This is a genomic window from Geobacillus sp. LEMMY01, assembly GCF_002042905.1.
Classification (GTDB): Bacteria; Bacillota; Bacilli; order Bacillales; family Anoxybacillaceae; genus Geobacillus; species Geobacillus proteiniphilus.
The window spans coordinates 1-17,495 of record NZ_MVKA01000030.1; the positions used below are offsets into that span (position 1 = coordinate 1).

General features: G+C 51.6%; 18 protein-coding genes, 2 pseudogenes and 1 other annotated feature. Of the genes and pseudogenes, 5 read left to right on the top strand and 15 right to left on the bottom strand.

Annotation, left to right across the window (positions count from 1 at the left end; genetic code table 11):
* The 4 genes and pseudogenes from B1A75_RS14295 to mecA all read right to left on the bottom strand — a co-directional run.
* On the bottom strand, positions 1 to 305 hold a 305-nt coding region (locus B1A75_RS14295), incomplete at its 3' end, for a DUF4277 domain-containing protein (RefSeq protein WP_139761740.1).
* 100 nt (positions 306 to 405) lie between these two features.
* Positions 406 to 855, bottom strand: a pseudogene (locus tag B1A75_RS14305) (competence protein CoiA); the annotation flags it as partial.
* A 187-nt stretch (positions 856 to 1,042) separates the two neighbouring features.
* The gene (gene cls / locus B1A75_RS14310; protein WP_079936398.1) at positions 1,043 to 2,551 is read right to left on the bottom strand and encodes a cardiolipin synthase; all 1,509 of its coding nucleotides are present in this window, start codon (positions 2,549 to 2,551) and stop codon (positions 1,043 to 1,045) included.
* A gap of 96 nt (positions 2,552 to 2,647) precedes the next feature.
* Positions 2,648 to 3,328 carry an adaptor protein MecA gene (gene mecA, locus B1A75_RS14315; RefSeq protein ID WP_079936399.1) on the bottom strand — a complete coding sequence of 227 codons (681 nt, stop codon included), beginning with the start codon at positions 3,326 to 3,328 and terminating at the stop codon, positions 2,648 to 2,650.
* Between the two features lie 211 nt (positions 3,329 to 3,539).
* Here mecA and B1A75_RS14320 point away from each other — a divergent pair, with 211 nt between their 5' ends.
* Positions 3,540 to 4,199 carry a TerC family protein gene (locus tag B1A75_RS14320; RefSeq protein WP_074043914.1) on the top strand — a complete coding sequence of 220 codons (660 nt, stop codon included), beginning with the start codon at positions 3,540 to 3,542 and terminating at the stop codon, positions 4,197 to 4,199.
* 50 nt (positions 4,200 to 4,249) lie between these two features.
* Here the strand turns inward: B1A75_RS14320 and spxA are convergent, their stop codons facing one another.
* Positions 4,250 to 4,648, bottom strand: coding sequence for a transcriptional regulator SpxA (gene spxA / locus B1A75_RS14325; RefSeq protein WP_011230318.1), 399 nt, complete (start codon positions 4,646 to 4,648; stop codon positions 4,250 to 4,252).
* A gap of 302 nt (positions 4,649 to 4,950) precedes the next feature.
* Between spxA and B1A75_RS14330 the strand changes: the two genes are divergently transcribed.
* The gene (locus B1A75_RS14330; protein WP_074043913.1) at positions 4,951 to 5,133 is read left to right on the top strand and encodes a hypothetical protein; all 183 of its coding nucleotides are present in this window, start codon (positions 4,951 to 4,953) and stop codon (positions 5,131 to 5,133) included.
* Positions 5,134 to 5,221: 88 nt separating this feature from the next.
* Here B1A75_RS14330 and B1A75_RS14335 read toward each other — a convergent pair.
* The 4 genes and pseudogenes from B1A75_RS14335 to B1A75_RS14350 all read right to left on the bottom strand — a co-directional run bounded on the left by B1A75_RS14335 (position 5,222) and on the right by B1A75_RS14350 (position 9,578).
* Positions 5,222 to 5,835: pseudogene (locus tag B1A75_RS14335) on the bottom strand (ABC transporter ATP-binding protein).
* Between the two features lie 21 nt (positions 5,836 to 5,856).
* Positions 5,857 to 6,879: an oligopeptide ABC transporter permease gene (gene opp3C / locus B1A75_RS14340; protein WP_044732061.1), complete on the bottom strand. Its 1,023-nt coding sequence runs from the start codon at positions 6,877 to 6,879 to the stop codon at positions 5,857 to 5,859.
* A complete protein-coding gene (gene opp3b / locus B1A75_RS14345) occupies positions 6,876 to 7,805 on the bottom strand; it encodes an oligopeptide ABC transporter permease (protein ID WP_011230313.1) in 930 nt (309 codons plus the stop codon). The genes opp3C and opp3b overlap by 4 nt, the downstream gene beginning before the upstream one ends.
* Before the next feature lie 120 nt (positions 7,806 to 7,925).
* Positions 7,926 to 9,578, bottom strand: a complete 1,653-nt coding sequence (locus B1A75_RS14350; protein ID WP_074043911.1) for a peptide ABC transporter substrate-binding protein — start codon at positions 9,576 to 9,578, stop codon at positions 7,926 to 7,928.
* A 425-nt stretch (positions 9,579 to 10,003) separates the two neighbouring features.
* Here B1A75_RS14350 and B1A75_RS14355 point away from each other — a divergent pair, with 425 nt between their 5' ends.
* Together B1A75_RS14355 and trpS are read left to right on the top strand one after the other, a co-directional pair.
* Positions 10,004 to 10,378: a DUF3899 domain-containing protein gene (locus B1A75_RS14355; RefSeq protein ID WP_042379610.1), complete on the top strand. Its 375-nt coding sequence runs from the start codon at positions 10,004 to 10,006 to the stop codon at positions 10,376 to 10,378.
* A gap of 50 nt (positions 10,379 to 10,428) precedes the next feature.
* Positions 10,429 to 10,663: a binding site (T-box leader), on the top strand.
* A 50-nt stretch (positions 10,664 to 10,713) separates the two neighbouring features.
* Positions 10,714 to 11,700: a tryptophan--tRNA ligase gene (gene trpS / locus B1A75_RS14360; protein ID WP_015374152.1), complete on the top strand. Its 987-nt coding sequence runs from the start codon at positions 10,714 to 10,716 to the stop codon at positions 11,698 to 11,700.
* A 61-nt stretch (positions 11,701 to 11,761) separates the two neighbouring features.
* Here trpS and B1A75_RS14365 read toward each other — a convergent pair whose 3' ends face one another.
* The 5 genes from B1A75_RS14365 to B1A75_RS14385 all read right to left on the bottom strand — a co-directional run bounded on the left by B1A75_RS14365 (position 11,762) and on the right by B1A75_RS14385 (position 16,091).
* Entirely contained in the window at positions 11,762 to 12,502 is a 741-nt protein-coding gene (locus B1A75_RS14365) for a YjbA family protein (protein ID WP_042379603.1), read from the bottom strand.
* Between the two features lie 85 nt (positions 12,503 to 12,587).
* A complete protein-coding gene (locus tag B1A75_RS14370; RefSeq protein WP_011230308.1) occupies positions 12,588 to 12,794 on the bottom strand; it encodes a YuzI family membrane protein in 207 nt (68 codons plus the stop codon).
* Positions 12,795 to 12,930: 136 nt separating this feature from the next.
* Complete coding sequence (locus B1A75_RS14375; protein ID WP_042379600.1) at positions 12,931 to 13,734, bottom strand: DUF2268 domain-containing putative Zn-dependent protease; 804 nt, start codon at positions 13,732 to 13,734, stop codon at positions 12,931 to 12,933.
* 145 nt (positions 13,735 to 13,879) lie between these two features.
* Positions 13,880 to 15,118 (bottom strand): beta-ketoacyl-ACP synthase II, encoded by a 1,239-nt coding sequence (fabF, locus tag B1A75_RS14380; protein ID WP_042379598.1) that lies wholly within the window; start codon positions 15,116 to 15,118, stop codon positions 13,880 to 13,882.
* Positions 15,119 to 15,158: 40 nt separating this feature from the next.
* Positions 15,159 to 16,091: a beta-ketoacyl-ACP synthase III gene (locus tag B1A75_RS14385; protein WP_013523164.1), complete on the bottom strand. Its 933-nt coding sequence runs from the start codon at positions 16,089 to 16,091 to the stop codon at positions 15,159 to 15,161.
* A gap of 256 nt (positions 16,092 to 16,347) precedes the next feature.
* Between B1A75_RS14385 and B1A75_RS14390 the strand changes: the two genes are divergently transcribed.
* Entirely contained in the window at positions 16,348 to 16,599 is a 252-nt protein-coding gene (locus tag B1A75_RS14390) for a hypothetical protein (RefSeq protein WP_042379594.1), read from the top strand.
* 34 nt (positions 16,600 to 16,633) lie between these two features.
* Here the strand turns inward: B1A75_RS14390 and B1A75_RS14395 are convergent, their stop codons facing one another.
* Positions 16,634 to 17,374, bottom strand: coding sequence for an alpha/beta fold hydrolase (locus tag B1A75_RS14395; protein ID WP_042379592.1), 741 nt, complete (start codon positions 17,372 to 17,374; stop codon positions 16,634 to 16,636).
* Between the last annotated feature and the right edge of the window lie 121 nt (positions 17,375 to 17,495).

Here is a 17,495-nt window from a genome sequence, read left to right on the forward strand (position 1 = left end):
GCCTCATACAGGCGATCGAGATGACGGGCCAACGCATCGTCATTCAACTGGGAAGGATGGAGCCCGGAACGGATGAGTTTCTCACAATCGACCTCCTGAGCCCAATGTTCCAAGTGAACGAGGGCTTGCCGGCCGTCAAACACATTGTAGAGGATGGCCTGAACGGCATCGCTGACTCGCGTTTGGCACTGCGGATCGACGGGCACGAGATGGTCAATCAATTGAGGCAGACCCAGTTTCTTGAATAGGGCACTTATTATATTCAAATAAGAATTGCGATAGACCGCTTCGACTTGAACATCCATGAGAGAAAAACTCCTTCACTTTCCTTGTGTGTCAAGGATTCATTCGACATCGGAACGAAAAAATCCTCCCGATTTTCGTCGGAAGGGTGCGAAATGTGAGTCCTAACACCCACAACGGGCGGATGCCGAGGCGACGGTAGCCGTCATTGCGTTCGCGAAACAGCGATTCATCGATCGTGGAACATTGGTATTCGAGGGCATAAAGGTGAGGGCCATGGCGGAACAATACGTCAGGACGTTGCTTGATGGCGGGCAAATACGGCTCGAGCTTCGCCTCGGTGCCTTGGCGAATGAGCCACGCGAACAAGTCTCGCTTCCCGGTTAAGTGGCGCTCCGACTCCGGCTCGTGCTCGACCGGGCAAGTCGCCCCTTTGCGGTGGGCGAAATGCGGCAAACGGTAGCGGCCCGATCGGAGCACCACTTCTTGACGGCATGCGGGACAAAAAAACGGTTCCTGTCGTTTCAGGCGCATCAGCCCCTCTCGTTCCCATCTTTCCGCCCCGGCAAGCGAAACCGGCCTGCCATCAGCTGAGAGAGCGACAAACAACATGATCACTTCCTTTCCAGTGAAAAATGGTTGCCTGTGGGCGGGAGCAGCTGGGATGTTCTCTGCTGTTCCCCCTTAACCGTCCGGTTCTTCCCTTTTATTCGTCGACCATCGCCGGTTTTCCTGCCCTGAGCCAGATTGCGCCGAAAAAAGTCCGCCGATTCGGCGGACTGGTGTTACAAGCGGTTTGTTACAACAGAGGCGACAACAGCCGGGAGACCGATTCAGCGACACGCACCCGGAACGGGCGCTGTTGAAACTGTTCGTAATCGATCATGGAAGCGTGGCGAAAATCTTCCAAAAAGTCGCGGACGAGTTTATGAATGCTGTCGGTATAATACAAAAAGGCGTTCACTTCAAAGTTTAAATGAAAACTGCGCATATCCATGTTCGCCGTGCCGATCGAGGCGAGCTCGCCATCGACGACGATGACTTTGCTGTGCAAAAACCCTTTCTCATACTCGTAAATTTTCACCCCAGCCTCGAGCAGCTCGGGAAAATACGAGCGCGAAGCGTAAAAGACAATTTTTTTGTCCGGACGCTTTGGCGCCAGCAGGCGAACGTCAATGCCGCTTAACGCCGCCACTTTGAGCGCCGTCAAAATGTCCTCATCCGGCACAAAGTACGGCGAGGCAACCCAAATCGATTGTTTCGCCGACGTAATCATGGCAAAATACAGCTGTTTGATCACTTCCCACTTTTGGTCCGGACCGCCGGCGATGAGCTGCACCCCGCCTTGCCCTTCCTCGACGATGAGCGGCGGCGACAAATAGTCCGGCGTCAACAAGCGTTCCCCCGTCATGTAATACCAATCTTGCAAAAAAATGAGCTGGAGCGTCCGGACGGCTTCACCGCGGATCAATAAGTGCGTATCACGCCAAAATCCGAAATATTTGTTTTTTCCTAAATACTCATCCCCGATGTTCAGCCCGCCGACAAAGCCGACGCCTCCATCGATGACAATGATCTTTCGGTGATTGCGGAAATTGATCTGGTTGCTTAAAAACGGCAGGCGCACTGGCGAAAACGGGATCATCTCGACTCCCGCCGCGCGCAGCTCCTCGATATAGGCGTTTGACAACTTCCAGCTTCCAACGGCGTCGTACAAAAAACGGACGCGCACCCCTTGGCGCGCCTTTTCCATCAAGACGCGCTTCAACTGTTGACCGATTTCATCATGACGGACGATATAATATTCTAAATGAATATGGTGTTCCGCTTTTTCCAGTTCGGCAAAAATGGCCGAAAATGTCTCCTCACCGTTGGTCAACACCGCCGTCTGCGACGCGAGTGAAACCGGATGCTGGCCGATGCGATAAGCAAGGCGCAAAAGCGGACGCTGATGGGGCGCCATCGGCAGCCGCTCGACGGCAATCGGCGACGGCTCTTGGAACTTGAGCAGCACCGCCTCATCAAAATCGGCTTTCTTTTTATAGCGCCGTTGTTGCCAGTAGTTGCGTCCGAACAATAAATAAAACAAAAAACCGACAATCGGAAAGCTCCCCAGCACCGCCAGCCAAGCAATCGTCTGCGCCGGCTTTCGATTCTCAAGAGAAATGACCAGCGCGATAAAGATGACGGAACAAGACATCAATACGCTGAAAAGACCAAGCAGCTTCCCTTCCCAAAACCCGTTCGTCAATGCCAGCAACGCGCCGACAATGACGACGAGAATCGCCACTCTAGATGTGTTTCGCAACAAAACCCCTCCACTCGGCTCTTCATGATGGCCGTTTTTCTTCCGCTAACGTAGAAAACGCCGATTTCTGGCGGCGAAATCGGCGGAATGGAAACATTATGGGGCTGGAAAATACGTTTTGATCGTTTCGAGTGCATTGTCGCCCATAATTTCAGTTCCGTATTCTTCAAGTCGATAAATCGTCAGCTGGGAATCGCTTCCGTATTCCAACAGAAGGCTGAGCATATTGTCCATTTCCTGCTCGGTGTAGCGCTCGTCAAACTCGACGAACAAGTAATAGCGGCCTTCAAATTGGAACAGGCGGTTCGACAACTCAGAGAAGTCAGCGCGATGGGCCAAGGAAATGACATCCTCGATATCCTTGAACGAAAGGATGAATTGAAGGACATCTTGCTCTTCTCTCTCCTCGGCGTCCCCGTTTTGACCAAAGTGGAAATGGTGGCCGAACAGCGATTCCACCTTTTCATCAGCTGACAGCGGAAACTCGCGCCATTTCTCTTCTGGAAGCGGCAGCTCGAGCTTGCTTCCGTCTTTAGACAACTGCGCTTTCGTCACGACGACTTCAAGCCCTTTTTCGAGCGCCTGCACTTGGATCCAAAGCGGGCCATCGAGCGAAAAATCGCTTTCCCCATGAACTTCATCCATCATTTCCCAAAATAATTCTTCGCTTCGTTCCCGATTGTACCAAATTTCCTCGCGGTCAAAGCCGCGCTCCTCTATATCAACATATGAAATGTAAAATTTCACGGTATGCTCGTTGATGCGTTCGATTTCCATTTTCTCAACTCTCCCTTCTAAAACAGAGAAATAAAAAAGGAAGGGATTGTGCCCCTGAAACTATTTAAATAAAAACTTATGATCTTGTACTTTTATTTTATGATAAAAAGCGAAAGAAGGGAAATAAAAAAACGCATTTTTAAAAATTGGTTATGAAACCGGCCATGCCCTACTATAATGATGATGAACACGGACGGAATGAGGGACGCCTATGGTGGATGAATACATCGTTTCCATCTTGCTGATTATCGGCATTGATGTCATTCTTGGCGGGGACAATGCGGTTGTCATTGCGCTAGCAAGCCGCAACTTGCCGGAACAAAAGCGGAATGTGGCCATCATTGTCGGCACCGCGCTGGCGATCGCTGTTCGCATTGTCTTGACGGTGGCCGTCGTTTGGCTGTTGACGATTCCGTTCTTGCAGCTCGCTGGAGGCGTCGTCCTCTTTTGGATCGCCTTGAAACTGATCGGGCAAAAAGACGAAAAACCGACTATGATCAAAGCCGAACCGTCGCTTTGGAAAGCTATCCAGACGATCGTCGCCGCCGATGTCGCCATGGGTCTTGACAACGTCATCGCCATCGCTGGAGCGGCTCAAGGCCATATCGGACTTGTTGTGTTCGGTTTTCTCTGTTCCGTTCCTATCATCATTTTAGGCAGCAAAATCATCCTTTATGCCATGGAACGGTTCCCGATTCTCATTTATGCCGGCGGCGCCCTCTTGGCGTACACCGCTGGAAAGATGATCGCTGCCGAAGAGCGGTTGCGCCCGTTTTACCCCCCGAATGGGGAGGCGCTGTTTCCAATGGCGGCGGCCGTTCTTGCCGTTTTGCTCGGCTTGGCGGCCAACCGCCGGTCGCGCGCCGCATAAAGCAAATGATAAAAAACTTCTACATGGCAGACCATGTAGAAGTTTTTTTATTACCCGTTCACCAGCCGCTGCGCTTCACGAAGCTGATACGCCCGCACTTTCCGCGGCAGGAAGCGGCGGATTTCATCTTCGTTGTAGCCGACTTGGAGCCGCTTTTCATCAATGATGATCGGCCGGCGCAAAATGCCTGGGTTTTTTTGAATGAGTTCGTACAAGTCTTGCAACGGCAGAGCTTCCAAGTTAATGTTCAGCTTTTGGAATACTTTCGAACGGGTGGAAATGATCTCATCCGTCCCCGTTTCCGTCATCCGCAAAATCTCTTTAATCTCCTCGACCGTGAGCGGCTCAGAGAAAATATTGCGCTCGACATAAGGAATATTGTGCTTCTCGAGCCACGCCTTCGCCTTCCGGCATGACGTGCAGCTCGGTGATGTGTATAGCTTGACCACTTCGATCACTCCTTTTGACAAGGAATCCCTTGCTTCCCTCGTCCGTCAGACGACAGACGTGCACCGCTATGCCGGTTTGACGTCTGACAGCATAGCGACACGGCCTGAACGCCAGTCTGGCGATCAGCCGCTTTGCCAATCGTTTGCAAATTGAAATGACTTTAACATGATATATTATACAATACATCAGACAAGAAAGATATAGTTTTTCGATGATAAATGCAATTTTCTTTCTTTCCCCTTCCAAAGTGAAGGAAAATCCTCTACAATCAAAGTAGAAGAGGAAAAGGGAGGAAGAACCGATGGCCGGCTATTTCATCGACTTTGCCATTGCTTCGGCATTGATCGTCGCCCTCACCGCATTGATGGGGAACATCAGCAACACGATCGGAGAGCGGATGTTCGGCCGAAACAAAAGTGGAAAGCATGTCGAGGCCTCTCGCCGCATCCAACAAGGATGGAAAGTCGTCGGGGGAAAAAAATAACGCGCCAAAACAGGCGCATAGTTGGGCGCCGCCTCTTTCACCGTTCGCATCACACGGCAGTGAAGGAGCAGCGCTCTTTTCTATTCTGCTAGGCATACATCGCCCGATACCGCTTATACTCTTCCTCCGAACAAAGCACAAAATGGCCAGGCGTAATTTCACGGAATTCAAGTTCCTCTCCATCTCTGTAGCCATGTTGCGCCGGGTCGTAAACGATCCGCTTGCGCGTCCGCTCCGTTTCCGGATCAGGAAGCGGAATGGCCGACAAGAGCGCCTTCGTGTACGGGTGGATCGGATTGCGGTACAGCTCTTCCGATTCGGCGAGCTCGACCATTTTTCCGAAATACATGACGCCGATCCGGTCGCTGATGTATTTGACCATCGACAAGTCATGGGCAATAAACAAGTACGTCAACCCTTTTTCACGCTGCAGGCGCTTCAGCAAGTTGACGACTTGCGCCTGAATGGAAACGTCAAGCGCCGAAATCGGCTCATCGGCGATGATGAATTCCGGCTCGGCGGTGTCGGCAACAGGCGCATCAACGCTTTTGAAGTCACTGATTTCCCAGACCCTGACTCGCCGACGATCGCCAGCGTTTCTCCCTTATACAAGTCGAACGTGACGCCGCGAACCGCCTGCACTTCACCGGCGTGGATGTCAAAGGAAATATGCAAATCGTTCACCTGCAAAATTTTCTCCATCGGTTTCACCCCTTCCGTCGGTTATTTGCGCATTTTCGGGTCAAGCGCATCGCGGATTCCGTCTGCCACCAAGTTGAAGCTTAAAATGAGCAAGCTGATGACAATCGCCGGAATAATCATCAAATGCGGATATGTTTGGATCGATTTGTATCCATCATTGACAAGCGAGCCAAGCGACGCTTCCGGCGGACGGATGCCAAGGCCGATAAAGCTCAAAAACGCCTCAGTGAAGATGGCCGATGGAATCGTGAACATCGTCGTAATAATGATCGGGCCGATGACGTTCGGGATCAAATGTTTGAAAATGAGCCGTGATGTCGGCGCTCCGAGCGTCCTTGCCGCCAACACGTATTCCATGTTCTTTAATTTCAACACTTGTCCGCGCACGATCCGCGCCATCGTCGTCCAACCGGTAATGACCATCGCCAACGTGATGGAAATGATTCCAGGCTCAAAAATCAAAATGAACAAAATGACCATAATTAAATACGGGATGCCGTTTAAAATTTCGATGATCCGCTGCATCACATTGTCGACGCGGCCGCCATAGTAGCCGGAAATGCCGCCGTACGCAATCCCGATCAATAAGTCGATCAACGCCGCCAGCAAACCAATGTAAAGTGAGATGCGCGTGCCATACCACGTTCTCACCCACAAGTCGCGTCCTAAGTCATCCGTGCCAAACCAATAGTACTCTTTCACGCCGCGCTGTTTATACACATCAACGCCGTTCGCATCCCGGCCGTCAAACGGAAGCCAATGAACATGCTCGAGCACCGGGATTTTCGGCGGAAGTTTCGCATGCCGCAAGTTTTGATCTTTATACGTCCGGTCGCTCGCCATCGGGGCGATGATCGCCATGAGCGTCAAAATGATAATCATCACGAGCCCCACGATCGCTGCCTTGTTTTCCCGAAGGCGAAGCCAAGCATCCTGCCAAAACGTCAAGCTCGGACGATTGATTTTTTCCTGCTCACCGACGTTCGGCGGGGCGGGCTGAAACCATTCCGGTGAAAGTTGTTCGTATTGTTGTTTCGCCATCATTTTTTCCCTCCCGCTAACCGGATGCGTGGGTCGACAACCCCGTACAACACATCAACGATAAAGACTGCCAAAATCAACAAGGCGGAATAAAACAACGTCGTTCCCATAATAACCGGGTAATCGTTCAGTTCAATCGAACGGACAAACTGCTCTCCAAGACCAGGGACAGCAAACAGTTTCTCAATGACAAGCGTTCCCGTCATTAAATTGACGGTCATCGGTCCTAAAATGGTAATGACGGGGATAAGCGAGTTGCGGATGGCGTGCTTGATGATAACCCCCGCCTGGCTGATCCCTTTCGCCCGAGCCGTCAAAATGTAGTCAGAGCTTAACACTTCAAGCATTTCCGTGCGCATAAAGCGGGCGATGCTGGCGATGACCCCGACAGACAGCGCCAATGTCGGGAGAATCGTATATTTGAAGCCTTCCCAAAAGGCGACCGGAAGCCATTGCAGTTTCACAGCGATAAAATATTGCAAAAACCCCCCTAACACAAACGACGGGATCGAGGCGCCCAACACCGCAATGACCGTAGCTGTGTAATCTTCCCAATGATTATGTCGAATCGCCGCGACAATTCCGAGAATCAACCCAACGATCGTCCCAAAAACAATCGCCTGAAACCCGAGCTGGGCCGACGGGCCGATTCGATCGCTGATGAGCTCTGTCACTGGGCGGTTGTCATATTGGAACGATACCCCCAAGTCTCCTTTCAACAAATTCCCTAAATATTGAATGTATTGAACAGGCACGGGCTTATCCAATCCGTACTCTTTTAAAATAAGCGCCTTCTGTTCCGGCGTTAATTTCTCTTGGTTTTGCAGCGGCGAACCAGGCAACAGCTTCATTAAAAAGAACGTCAACGTAGCAATGATAAACAACGTGATAATCATATAAACGAACCGCTGAAGCGTATACCGCGCCATGACCGCACCTCCTCTGCTTTTCTATAATCTTCGTTGTTTTTCGACATTTTTCGCCTTGGCAGGCAAAAGGAGAGTATATGCCTATGCATATACTCTCCTCCGCATCTCTCAAGAGAACGGTTACTCAATATACGCCCATTTCAAGCTGTAGTCGGCGCCAAACGTGTGCGTGACGAAATCTTTGACGTATTCGCGTTGCAAATACGCAGCGCCGCGTTGGTACAGCGGAGCGATCGGCATTCCTTCAAAGACGATTTTTTCTGCTTTCAGCATCGCATCCCAACGAGCTTGTTGATCGTTGGCAAGCGTCGTTTGCGCGTCTTTGATCAGCTTGTCGTACTCAGGATTCGACCAGCCTGTTTCGTTGTGCGGGCTTGTCGACGTCCAAAGCTGCAGGAACGTCATTGGGTCTTGATAGTCCGGACCCCAGCCGGAGAACGACAAATCATATTGCATGTTGCTTTCGAGCTTCAGTTTTTGTGCAAACGGTTGTTGCTTAATGTTGATCGTCAAGCCCGGCAAGTTTTGTTCAAGCTGCGCTTTCACATACTCGCCGATTTTCTTCGCGTTGTCGGTGTCATAGTTCAGCAGTTCAAGCGTAAATTTGTCTTTGCCCAGCTCTTTTTTCGCTTGCTCCCACAATTTTTTCGCTTCATCCGGATTGTAATTGACCAAATCGCCATTCACATCGCGGAAGTCTTTGCCATCCGGACCGGTGACGAAGTCTTTCGGAACGGTGAACTTCGCCGGAATCGAACCGTTGTTCAGCAGCGTATCGACCATCGCTTGCGTGTCGATTGCCATCGCAATCGCTTTGCGGGCATTGACGTTGTTCAACGGTTCTTTTTTCGTGTTCATGCGCAGCCAGAAGAGCGTCGGTTCCAATTTCGTATGGAAGTTTTTATCGTTTTTGTACTTATCAACGAACTCCGCCGTCAAGCCGACGCGGTCCGCTTGTTTTGTTTCATACAAGTTGACGGCCGTTGCCGTGTCTTTCACAACTTTCACATTGACTTTTTCCAGCTTGACGTTGTCTTTGTCCCAGTAGTTCGGGTTTTTCGTATATACCCAACCTTGTTCGTGCTTCCACTCGCTCAACACGAACGGACCGTTGTACAGCGTCGTGTTGGCTTCAAGTCCGTATTTTTCGCCTTGAGCTTTCACAAATTTTTCGTTTTGCGGCATAAACGTGCCAAACGCTGTCAAGCCGACGAAATACGGAACTGGGTTTTTCAGCTCGACTTTAAGGGTGTAGTCATCAAGGGCTTTGACGCCGACTTGGTCAAGCGGCACCTTGCCTGTGTTGGCTTCTTGCGCGTTTTTAATGTCGTACATAATGTACGCATATTCCGATTTCGTCTTCGGATCAAGCACGCGCTTCCAAGCGAATTCGAAATCGTGCGCCGTCACCGGATCGCCGTTGGACCACTTCGCATCTTTGCGGAGCTTGAATGTATACGTTTTGCCGTCTTGGCTCACTTCATAGCTTTCCGCGATCCCTGGCACCGGCTTGTTGTCTTTGCCTAAACGGTACAGACCTTCCATGACGTTGTTCAAAACGATGAACGACACCGCATCAGTGGCGAGCGCCGAATCAAGCGACGGGATCTCTTGGGTTTCAAGCAAGTTCAGCACCTGCTCCTTCTTCTCCGCCGGCTTTTCGCCGCCCTGGCCGCCTTGGGCGTTGTTGTTGTCCTTGCCTCCGCCGCACGCCGCTAAAAACGTCGACAGCGCGAGAAGCAGGACGAGGAATAAAGAGAATCGCTTCTTCACTAAAAAACCCCCCTTAAAATTTATGTAGCGTATTACAAATCTTCTGAACCATTTGATTTCAGAAGATTGTACTTACATCGCTTATTATATCCTGTGTTAGTATATTTGAAAAGGATTTTTTTATTTTATTAAATAAAAAAATTTCAAACTACTTACAAACGGGATGAGGACGGATTGCATTTACACCTGCATTGTAACGACTTTTGCCACAATTGTAAACAAAAAATTTCTGCCTACAGAAAAAAGAAAACGCTTACAATATAATTTTTTTGCCCTTCCTCTCAGCTTCGAAGCAAATCTCTCCTGAACTTCCAGGTTTCTTCTATATTTTTCAATATAATTTTGTTAATAATTTTGACAACCTTCCCGCCCACATGATTTATGATAAAATAAGCAGTGAGAAGGGAAAGGCGGGAACAGACGACATGAAACAAACGGCTGTGCGGACTGGATGGCTCGTCGCCGCGATGCTGGCGGTGAGCGCACTCATCGTAATAGGGCAAGGAGCATGGACCACGGTGGCCTTTATTAACGTTTCGTTTTTGCTCTCCCTTTTGCCTCTGTCGCTTGGCGGGCTTTTGTTTGTTTATGAACGCGGGTTTTTCAGCGGATTCGCATACGGGTTTCGCCGATTGCGCAGGAATCGAACGAAGGTGGAGCGGTATCTTGAGGAAGCGGCAGCAGAACATGAATCGGATGAGCTGCTCGGTCCGCGGCGTTTCGCCATCACGTATCCGCTTCTCTTTTCTGGTCTGCTTCTGTTTCTGGCGATGATTGCCGCCGGATATGCCGTGCAATAAGGTTGCAACAGCTGAATGTTTTCCGTATAATATAAGGCAAATCTAGGATCAACCGAGCGATGAGAAAGAAGAGTACATATGGGCGATGCCTTCAGAGAGCTTGTGGACGGTGCGAACAAGCGGCTAGCCATATGGAATGGGCTTTCGAGCTTCCCGCCGAACCGGCGACGCAGTAGGCGAGGACGTTTCCCCGCGTTACAAGGGGCCATGCGCTAAGCATGGGCTGAGCGATTGCGCTTGTCGGCGCAATAAGTAGGGTGGCACCGCGGTCCTACCGTCCCTATCAGAGGGCTGGCAGGGCCTTTTTTATTTTTTGCTTGAGGGAGTGAAGATCGATGAAAACCATTTTTTCCGGCATTCAGCCAAGCGGCGTCATCACCCTTGGCAACTACATCGGGGCGCTGCGGCAGTTTGTCGAGCTGCAGCATGAATACAACTGCTATTTTTGCATCGTTGACCAACACGCCATTACCGTTCCGCAAGACCCACACGAACTGCGGCAAAACATCCGCCGCCTCGCCGCTTTGTATTTAGCAGTCGGCATCGACCCGACGCAAGCGACGTTGTTCATCCAGTCAGAAGTGCCGGCGCACGCTCAAGCCGCTTGGATGCTGCAGTGCATCGTTTATATCGGCGAACTTGAGCGGATGACGCAATTTAAAGAAAAATCGGCCGGCAAAGAGGCGGTCAGCGCCGGACTGCTCACGTACCCGCCGCTGATGGCCGCTGACATTTTGCTTTATAACACCGACATCGTCCCGGTCGGCGATGATCAAAAGCAGCATATCGAATTGACGCGGGATCTAGCCGAGCGCTTCAACAAACGGTATGGCGAGCTGTTCACGATCCCTGAGGCGCGCATTCCGAAAGTCGGCGCCCGCATCATGTCGCTTGTCGACCCGACGAAAAAAATGAGCAAATCCGACCCCAACCCGAAAGCGTACATCACACTGCTTGACGATGCGAAAACGATCGAGAAGAAGATCAAAAGCGCGGTCACCGACTCGGAAGGAACGATTCGCTACGACAAAGAAGCGAAGCCAGGCATTTCGAACTTGCTCAATATTTATTCGACGCTATCCGGTCAATCGATCGAGGAGTTGGAGCGGCAATACGAAGGAAAAGGATACGGCGTCTTCAAAGCCGACCTCGCTCAAGTCGTCATCGAAACGCTTCGACCGATTCAAGAGCGGTATCACCATTGGATGGAAAGCGAGGAGCTTGACCGCGTGTTGGATGAAGGGGCGGAAAAAGCAAATCGGGTTGCATCGGAAATGGTGCGCAAAATGGAGCAAGCCATGGGGCTCGGGCGGCGGCGGTAAATAGCCGCATCCAGCGAAGCCATACAAAAACGGGCTGGCGCCTATCGCCTTGGCCCGTTTTTTAATTGACTTTTGGTTCTTGCTCCATTTCCCACAGTTTTTCGAAAAATGGCTGCCCTTTGATCAAGTTTTCGCACAGCTGCTCATGCCGTTCGGACCACCCGTATTTCGTCTCGTTATACAATTGTTCCCACGCTTCATCAAAAGACATTTTTTGAATAGCGGCGTATTTTTCCGGCGCCCATTCCGTATACCAATAGCGCATCTGGGCAGTATTTTTTGTCGAATAAAGCTGGTCAAGCGCCATAAACAACAGCTGTTTCAACTGCCGCTCTTTGCGCGTGAGTCCGCACATCAGTTCCGGAGCCGGCGATAAAATGTGGTATTCTTTTTCATACCTCTGCAGCGGATAGTCCCGTTCCTCCGCTTCGGCCGCCATTTCGTAGACGAGTTGTTCCTGACGCGGAATGAGACGGCTTTTGCGAATCGGGATTTGATAACCGATTGTATCGACAGCCAAAACGCCGGCGCCGTCCGTGACAACGAAACAATAGTCCAGCTGAATGCGTTCATGGTTTTTGCGGACATACGCCTTCTGATGCACATCGTCTAGCAGCGGTTTTGGAAGATCGGACAAGCTGTTTTCAATGTAATGAAACAGGGCCGGGGATACTTTTAACAGCGGCACTTGGTCGAGCAGCTCGATTTGATCGTCCTTGCGCCATTCATGGAAATGGCAGACGTTGTATCCGTTCTCTTCTCCTTCAAACCAGTTGACCCAAATGTCGTGCAGATAAAGCATGCGAGACCCCTCACTTCCAGACGTGTTTGTCCATCAGTATAGGCAGAGGGGGAGAATTTTATTCCATTTCGTCCTCTTTTCCCCTCTAGGGGCTGCGGCTTGGAAACGTCAAGCTCCCCCACATCAAAAGAAGGCCAATAGGGAATAAATAGCATTCCACCCTTGTCGAAATATAAGATAAGTATTCGCTAAAACCGCGCTCTGGAGTGATGATGTTCAAATAGGCGATCACCATCATGCCGCCGACGACCGAAAAACCGAAACCGACCAAATAAAAAAACAGGCGGACCACCGGGCTTTCCCTTCCTTCTTGTCCACGTCCTTGTTCTACATATATGTCGGCGCCATGGACAACATGCCTGTTTGCGCCCGATGTCCCTAAGATTCTTGTGATAACCGGACAGCGGCGGTCGCCATGCGGTTTCGAGCTAAGACGCTCCTTGCTGTTTGCCTGAAAAGCCCGCCAACTCCGCGATGTCTTTCGCTTCCATCGTCATCAATTGGGCGAGCGAATATCCTCTTTCTAGGCAACGACGGATGATGGCATACCCAACGGCATAGCCCCCCATTTTCGGATGCCATCCAAGTCCGTACAAAATGCGGGAAGTATGTGGGTGCGAAACGGGCAAATGTTGGTTCGGGACAATATAACGCCGCCAAAACCGTTCAATCTCTCGATCGGTGTAATACTTCGTCCAGACCGCGCACTGCTTGACGCCGACCGTCTCGGCGACCGCATGCTCCGCCAATCCTTCCATAACGACTGCATCCAGCAACGTCGCATCTTCGCCTTCGTTCGGCAACTGCTTGAGACGGCATACATGGTTGTATTCATGCGCCACCAACGCGGCGATCTCCTCGTCGCAATGATCAGGCAGCAAGAAGAAAAACAATTTATCGGCAAACGCCACCCCGCCTTTTCCTTGGAATTCGCGCGCAAGCTTCCGGTTTTCGTCATCGGCCGGCAGCAAAAATACCGGAACGTCCGGTCCCTTCCATATCCCCCGTTGCCGTTCGTACAAACGGCCAAGACGTTCCCAAAGACGGCGCTCTTTCATCTCCGGCAAAAGCCGCTCGGCCTGCCGAGTGCTTCGGTACATGCCATACAGCCGTAAATAGCTGTAAATCTCACGCGCCGGCATCTTGCCAAAAAGCGGCGCCAACCTCGCGCACAACCGGAGCGGATCGCCTTCATCCTCTTCAAGCCATCGATCGGTTGGAAGCAATCCCATCGCTTTTCCCTCCTTTTCTCCTACGTTATGTCGGCAGGGAAAAGACGGTGAAACAAAACAAAAAAAGAGAGCCCGGCGCTGGACCGAAACCGCCGTCAGTCACGCGTTTTCGGCTCCGCTTAACCAAGGCTCTCCTTTTCATCCATTACGCATATTTTTGAAAAATCAATGTCGCATTATGGCCGCCAAATCCAAATGAGTTGCTTAAGACCGCACGCACGTCTTGCTTGCGCGCTTCATTCGGCACATAGTCGAGATCGCATTCCGGATCCGGCGTTTCGTAGTTGATCGTCGGCGGAATGATGCCGTCGCGGATCGCCAGCACGGAGAAAATCGCTTCCACCGCGCCGGTCGCCCCGAGCAAATGCCCGGTCATCGACTTCGTCGAGCTGACGGCGAGCTTATATGCATGATCGCCGAATACTTCTTTGATCGCCGCCGTCTCATACTTATCATTATACTCGGTGCTCGTGCCGTGGGCGTTGATGTAATCGATCTCCTCCGGCTTCAAGCCAGCGTCTTGAAGCGCCTGGCGCATCGCCCGCACGCCGCCTTCGCCGCCCGGCGCCGGCGCGGTGATATGGTACGCATCGGCGGTCGCACCGTAACCGACAATTTCTGCGTAAATCTTCGCGCCGCGGCGCAACGCGTGCTCCAATTCCTCAAGAACAACGATGCCTGCTCCCTCACCCATGACGAAACCGTCGCGGTTTTTGTCAAATGGGCGGCTCGCCGTTTTTGGATCTGGATTGGTTGAGAGAGCCGTATTGGCGCAAAAACCGGCGAACGACATTTTCGTAATCGGCGCTTCCGTCCCGCCAGTGATCATGACATCGGCGTCGCCGCGCTGAATGACTTTAAACGCATCACCGATCGAGTTCGCCCCGGTCGCGCAAGCGGTCACCGTGCACGAATTGATCCCTTTCGCTCCGAGGATGATCGATACTTGCCCAGCGGCCATATCCGGGATCATCATTGGCACGAAAAACGGGCTCACTCGGCGATAACCGCGCTGCTGGAAAATCTCAAACTGCTGTTCAAACGTCTCCATGCCGCCGATGCCAGAACCGATCCAAACACCGACCCGTTCAGCGTTGCTTTCATTAATGTCGAGATTGGCATCTTTGACCGCCATGAGCGCCGCAACGACGGCGAATTGGGTAAATCGGTCCATCTTCCGCGCCTCGCGGCGGTCGATAAACAGCGACGGATCGAAGTCTTTCACTTCCGCCGCCACTTTCGCCGGAAAATCGTCCGGATTGACGCGGGTGACAATGTCGATGCCGGACTGGCCGGCGATAATGTTTTTCCACGTCGTTTCTGCGTCATTCCCAAGCGGGGTGACGGCGCCTATGCCTGTCACGACGACTCGTCTTTTTTCCATCGTTTCCGTCTCTCCTTTTATTTCGATAATATACGTGCCGTTAACGGCCCCAGCGCAAAGCGATCGCGCCCCACGTCAGCCCGCCGCCGAATCCGACCATAATGATGAGATCATCGTCATGGATTTTGCCCGCTTCCAACTCTTCGACAAGCGAAATCGGAATGGATGCGGCCGACGTGTTGCCATATCGACGGATGGTTGTCGATATTTTCTCTTCCGGCAGCTCGAGCCGCTGTCTGGCCGCTTCGACGATGCGAATGTTCGCTTGATGCGGAATGAGAAAGTCGACATCGTCTTTCGTGAGCCCGGCTTTTTCAAGCACACGCACGCTTGATTCTCCCATTTGCCGGACGGCGAACTTGAATACTTCACGGCCGTTCATGACGATATATTCGTCTTTGTATAAATGTTTTCCTCCTGTTCCGTCAGCTCCTAATTCGAAAGATAAAATCCCGCGCCCGGGCGACACCGGACCCATGACGACCGCTCCGGCGCCGTCGCCGAACAGCACCGCCGTGTTGCGGTCGGTCCAATCGGTGATTTTCGATAGTTTGTCTGCCCCCACTACTAATATATACTTGTAGGCGCCTGTGTCAATAAATTGGGCGGCCGTGACCATCCCGTACATAAACCCCGCGCAGGCAGCGCTAATATCAAGCGCAGCGGCGTTGACGGCGCCAAGCCGCTCTTGAAGCATGCAAGCGACCGACGGAAACGGACGGTCCGGAGTGACGGTGGCAACTAAAATGAGATCAATGTCCTTCGCCTCCATGCCAGCGTCTTGAAGCGCCTTTTCTGCGGCAAAATACGCCATATCGGACGTATCGATGTCATCCGGAGCGATGCGGCGCTCCTCAATCCCTGTGCGCGTCCGGATCCATTCATCCGATGTATCCATCATTTTTTCCAAATCAAAGTTGGTCAACACTTTTTCCGGCACATAGCGGCCGACCCCGATAATTCCTGCTCCCATATCATCCATCTCCTCTTTCTTTCCCAAAATGAAAAAAACGCTCGCGCTGACAACCAAACTTGAATGTACAATCAGTCTACATCACCAATTATTATTACTTGGTACTAATTTTAGCCGAAAGAGCGTGGATGCGCAATAGAAAACGAAAGTTGAACCAGCGCTTTCCGTGCCCCTAAGGCATTTGTCCAAACCGCTTTTTCCTTTCTGCCATACAATACAAATACGAGCAACCATCGCATGAAAGGGAGGATCGCCCATGGCCAACGGCGAAGCACGAGAACAACATCGCGAACGACAAGACCGTTTTTCCCGCCTAATGTTCGGATCTTTTCCTTCTCGCGCAACCGGCGAGCGCGAAGATCAAGGGAACGGGGCAGAGCAGCCTTTACTGCCGAACATCGATTTCATGAAGCTGTTTGAAAACGTCAATACGCTAGCCGACTCATTGCAACAATTAAAACCGCTCGTGAAAAAGATCACCTCGCTCGTCGACTTATTGAAAAAATAGCAGACGCACCGGTCGATGCGTCTGCCCTTGTCGTTTACGGGAGTTCATTGTATTGGCAGAAAAATTGCCCGATTTGCCGAGCCAGTTGGCGCCGTTTCTCCGGCAGCTCGTAAACGACGCGCACCCGGTTGTTTGTCGTTTTCATCCATTGTTCATATTTACGGCTATGCAAGGCGGATGGATACGGGCTCACTCCGGCCAGCTGCCAAATCGTCACCGGAACGTCATGAGGACTGAGAAAGAGGGACGGAACAGCCTCCAGCACCTCCTCTTCTTTCAAGCCATAGGCAGTCGCGATTTCCTTCACCATCCGCCGGTACACGAATGGATGTTCCTGTTCATAGTCAAGCTGGGCGCGTACGTCAAGGCAAGGGTTGATCATGGCGACGGCGCGGATTTGACTTGGCATGGCGCCAAGCAGTTGCAAGGCAACGAGCGCGCCCATTCCTTCGGCAACGATATAGATGCGCTGGTTCACAATTTCGCTTTTCAACACCGAGTAAATGAGCTGGCGCGCCAGCCGGACCGCTTTCGGACTTCCCCAATGCCGGCCGTACAAATGGGACGAAAAGACCGTGTATCCGCGTTCCAACCAATCTTCCAGCCATTGGCGCCGCCCCGGATGCTCGAGCCAAAAACTCGTCTGTTCGTTCACAAAATGGTCGCCGTCGCCCATTAAAAAAAGGGCAAACCCATTTGGGCGCTCCGGCACGTGAACGATGCACCATTGCTCATCGAGTTGAAAAAACCGCCGTTGTCCTGCCATCGTTTCCATTCACCCTTGTTTGGCAATGCATAATGGTACAGTATACGATATGCGCGGCCAAAAAAAACGTCCGGGTATATGCCTACGCGACAAATTGTGATAAGATAAGAAAAGGAATGACGAGAAGATG

Coding starts and splice junctions, on each gene's coding strand:
- B1A75_RS14375 (WP_042379600.1), bottom strand. CDS start 13,734: ATGGGATTGCTTCCAACCGATCGATGGCTTGAAGAGGATGAAGGCGAT.
- B1A75_RS14390 (WP_042379594.1), top strand. CDS start 16,348: ATGGCCAACGGCGAAGCACGAGAACAACATCGCGAACGACAAGACCGT.
- B1A75_RS14385 (WP_013523164.1), bottom strand. CDS start 16,091: ATGGGAGCAGGAATTATCGGGGTCGGCCGCTATGTGCCGGAAAAAGTG.
- B1A75_RS14355 (WP_042379610.1), top strand. CDS start 10,004: ATGAAACAAACGGCTGTGCGGACTGGATGGCTCGTCGCCGCGATGCTG.
- fabF (WP_042379598.1), bottom strand. CDS start 15,118: ATGGAAAAAAGACGAGTCGTCGTGACAGGCATAGGCGCCGTCACCCCG.
- B1A75_RS14395 (WP_042379592.1), bottom strand. CDS start 17,374: ATGGAAACGATGGCAGGACAACGGCGGTTTTTTCAACTCGATGAGCAA.
- trpS (WP_015374152.1), top strand. CDS start 10,714: ATGAAAACCATTTTTTCCGGCATTCAGCCAAGCGGCGTCATCACCCTT.
- B1A75_RS14365 (WP_042379603.1), bottom strand. CDS start 12,502: ATGCTTTATCTGCACGACATTTGGGTCAACTGGTTTGAAGGAGAAGAG.
- B1A75_RS14330 (WP_074043913.1), top strand. CDS start 4,951: ATGGCCGGCTATTTCATCGACTTTGCCATTGCTTCGGCATTGATCGTC.
- B1A75_RS14320 (WP_074043914.1), top strand. CDS start 3,540: ATGGTGGATGAATACATCGTTTCCATCTTGCTGATTATCGGCATTGAT.
- opp3b (WP_011230313.1), bottom strand. CDS start 7,805: ATGGCGCGGTATACGCTTCAGCGGTTCGTTTATATGATTATCACGTTG.
- opp3C (WP_044732061.1), bottom strand. CDS start 6,879: ATGATGGCGAAACAACAATACGAACAACTTTCACCGGAATGGTTTCAG.
- mecA (WP_079936399.1), bottom strand. CDS start 3,328: ATGGAAATCGAACGCATCAACGAGCATACCGTGAAATTTTACATTTCA.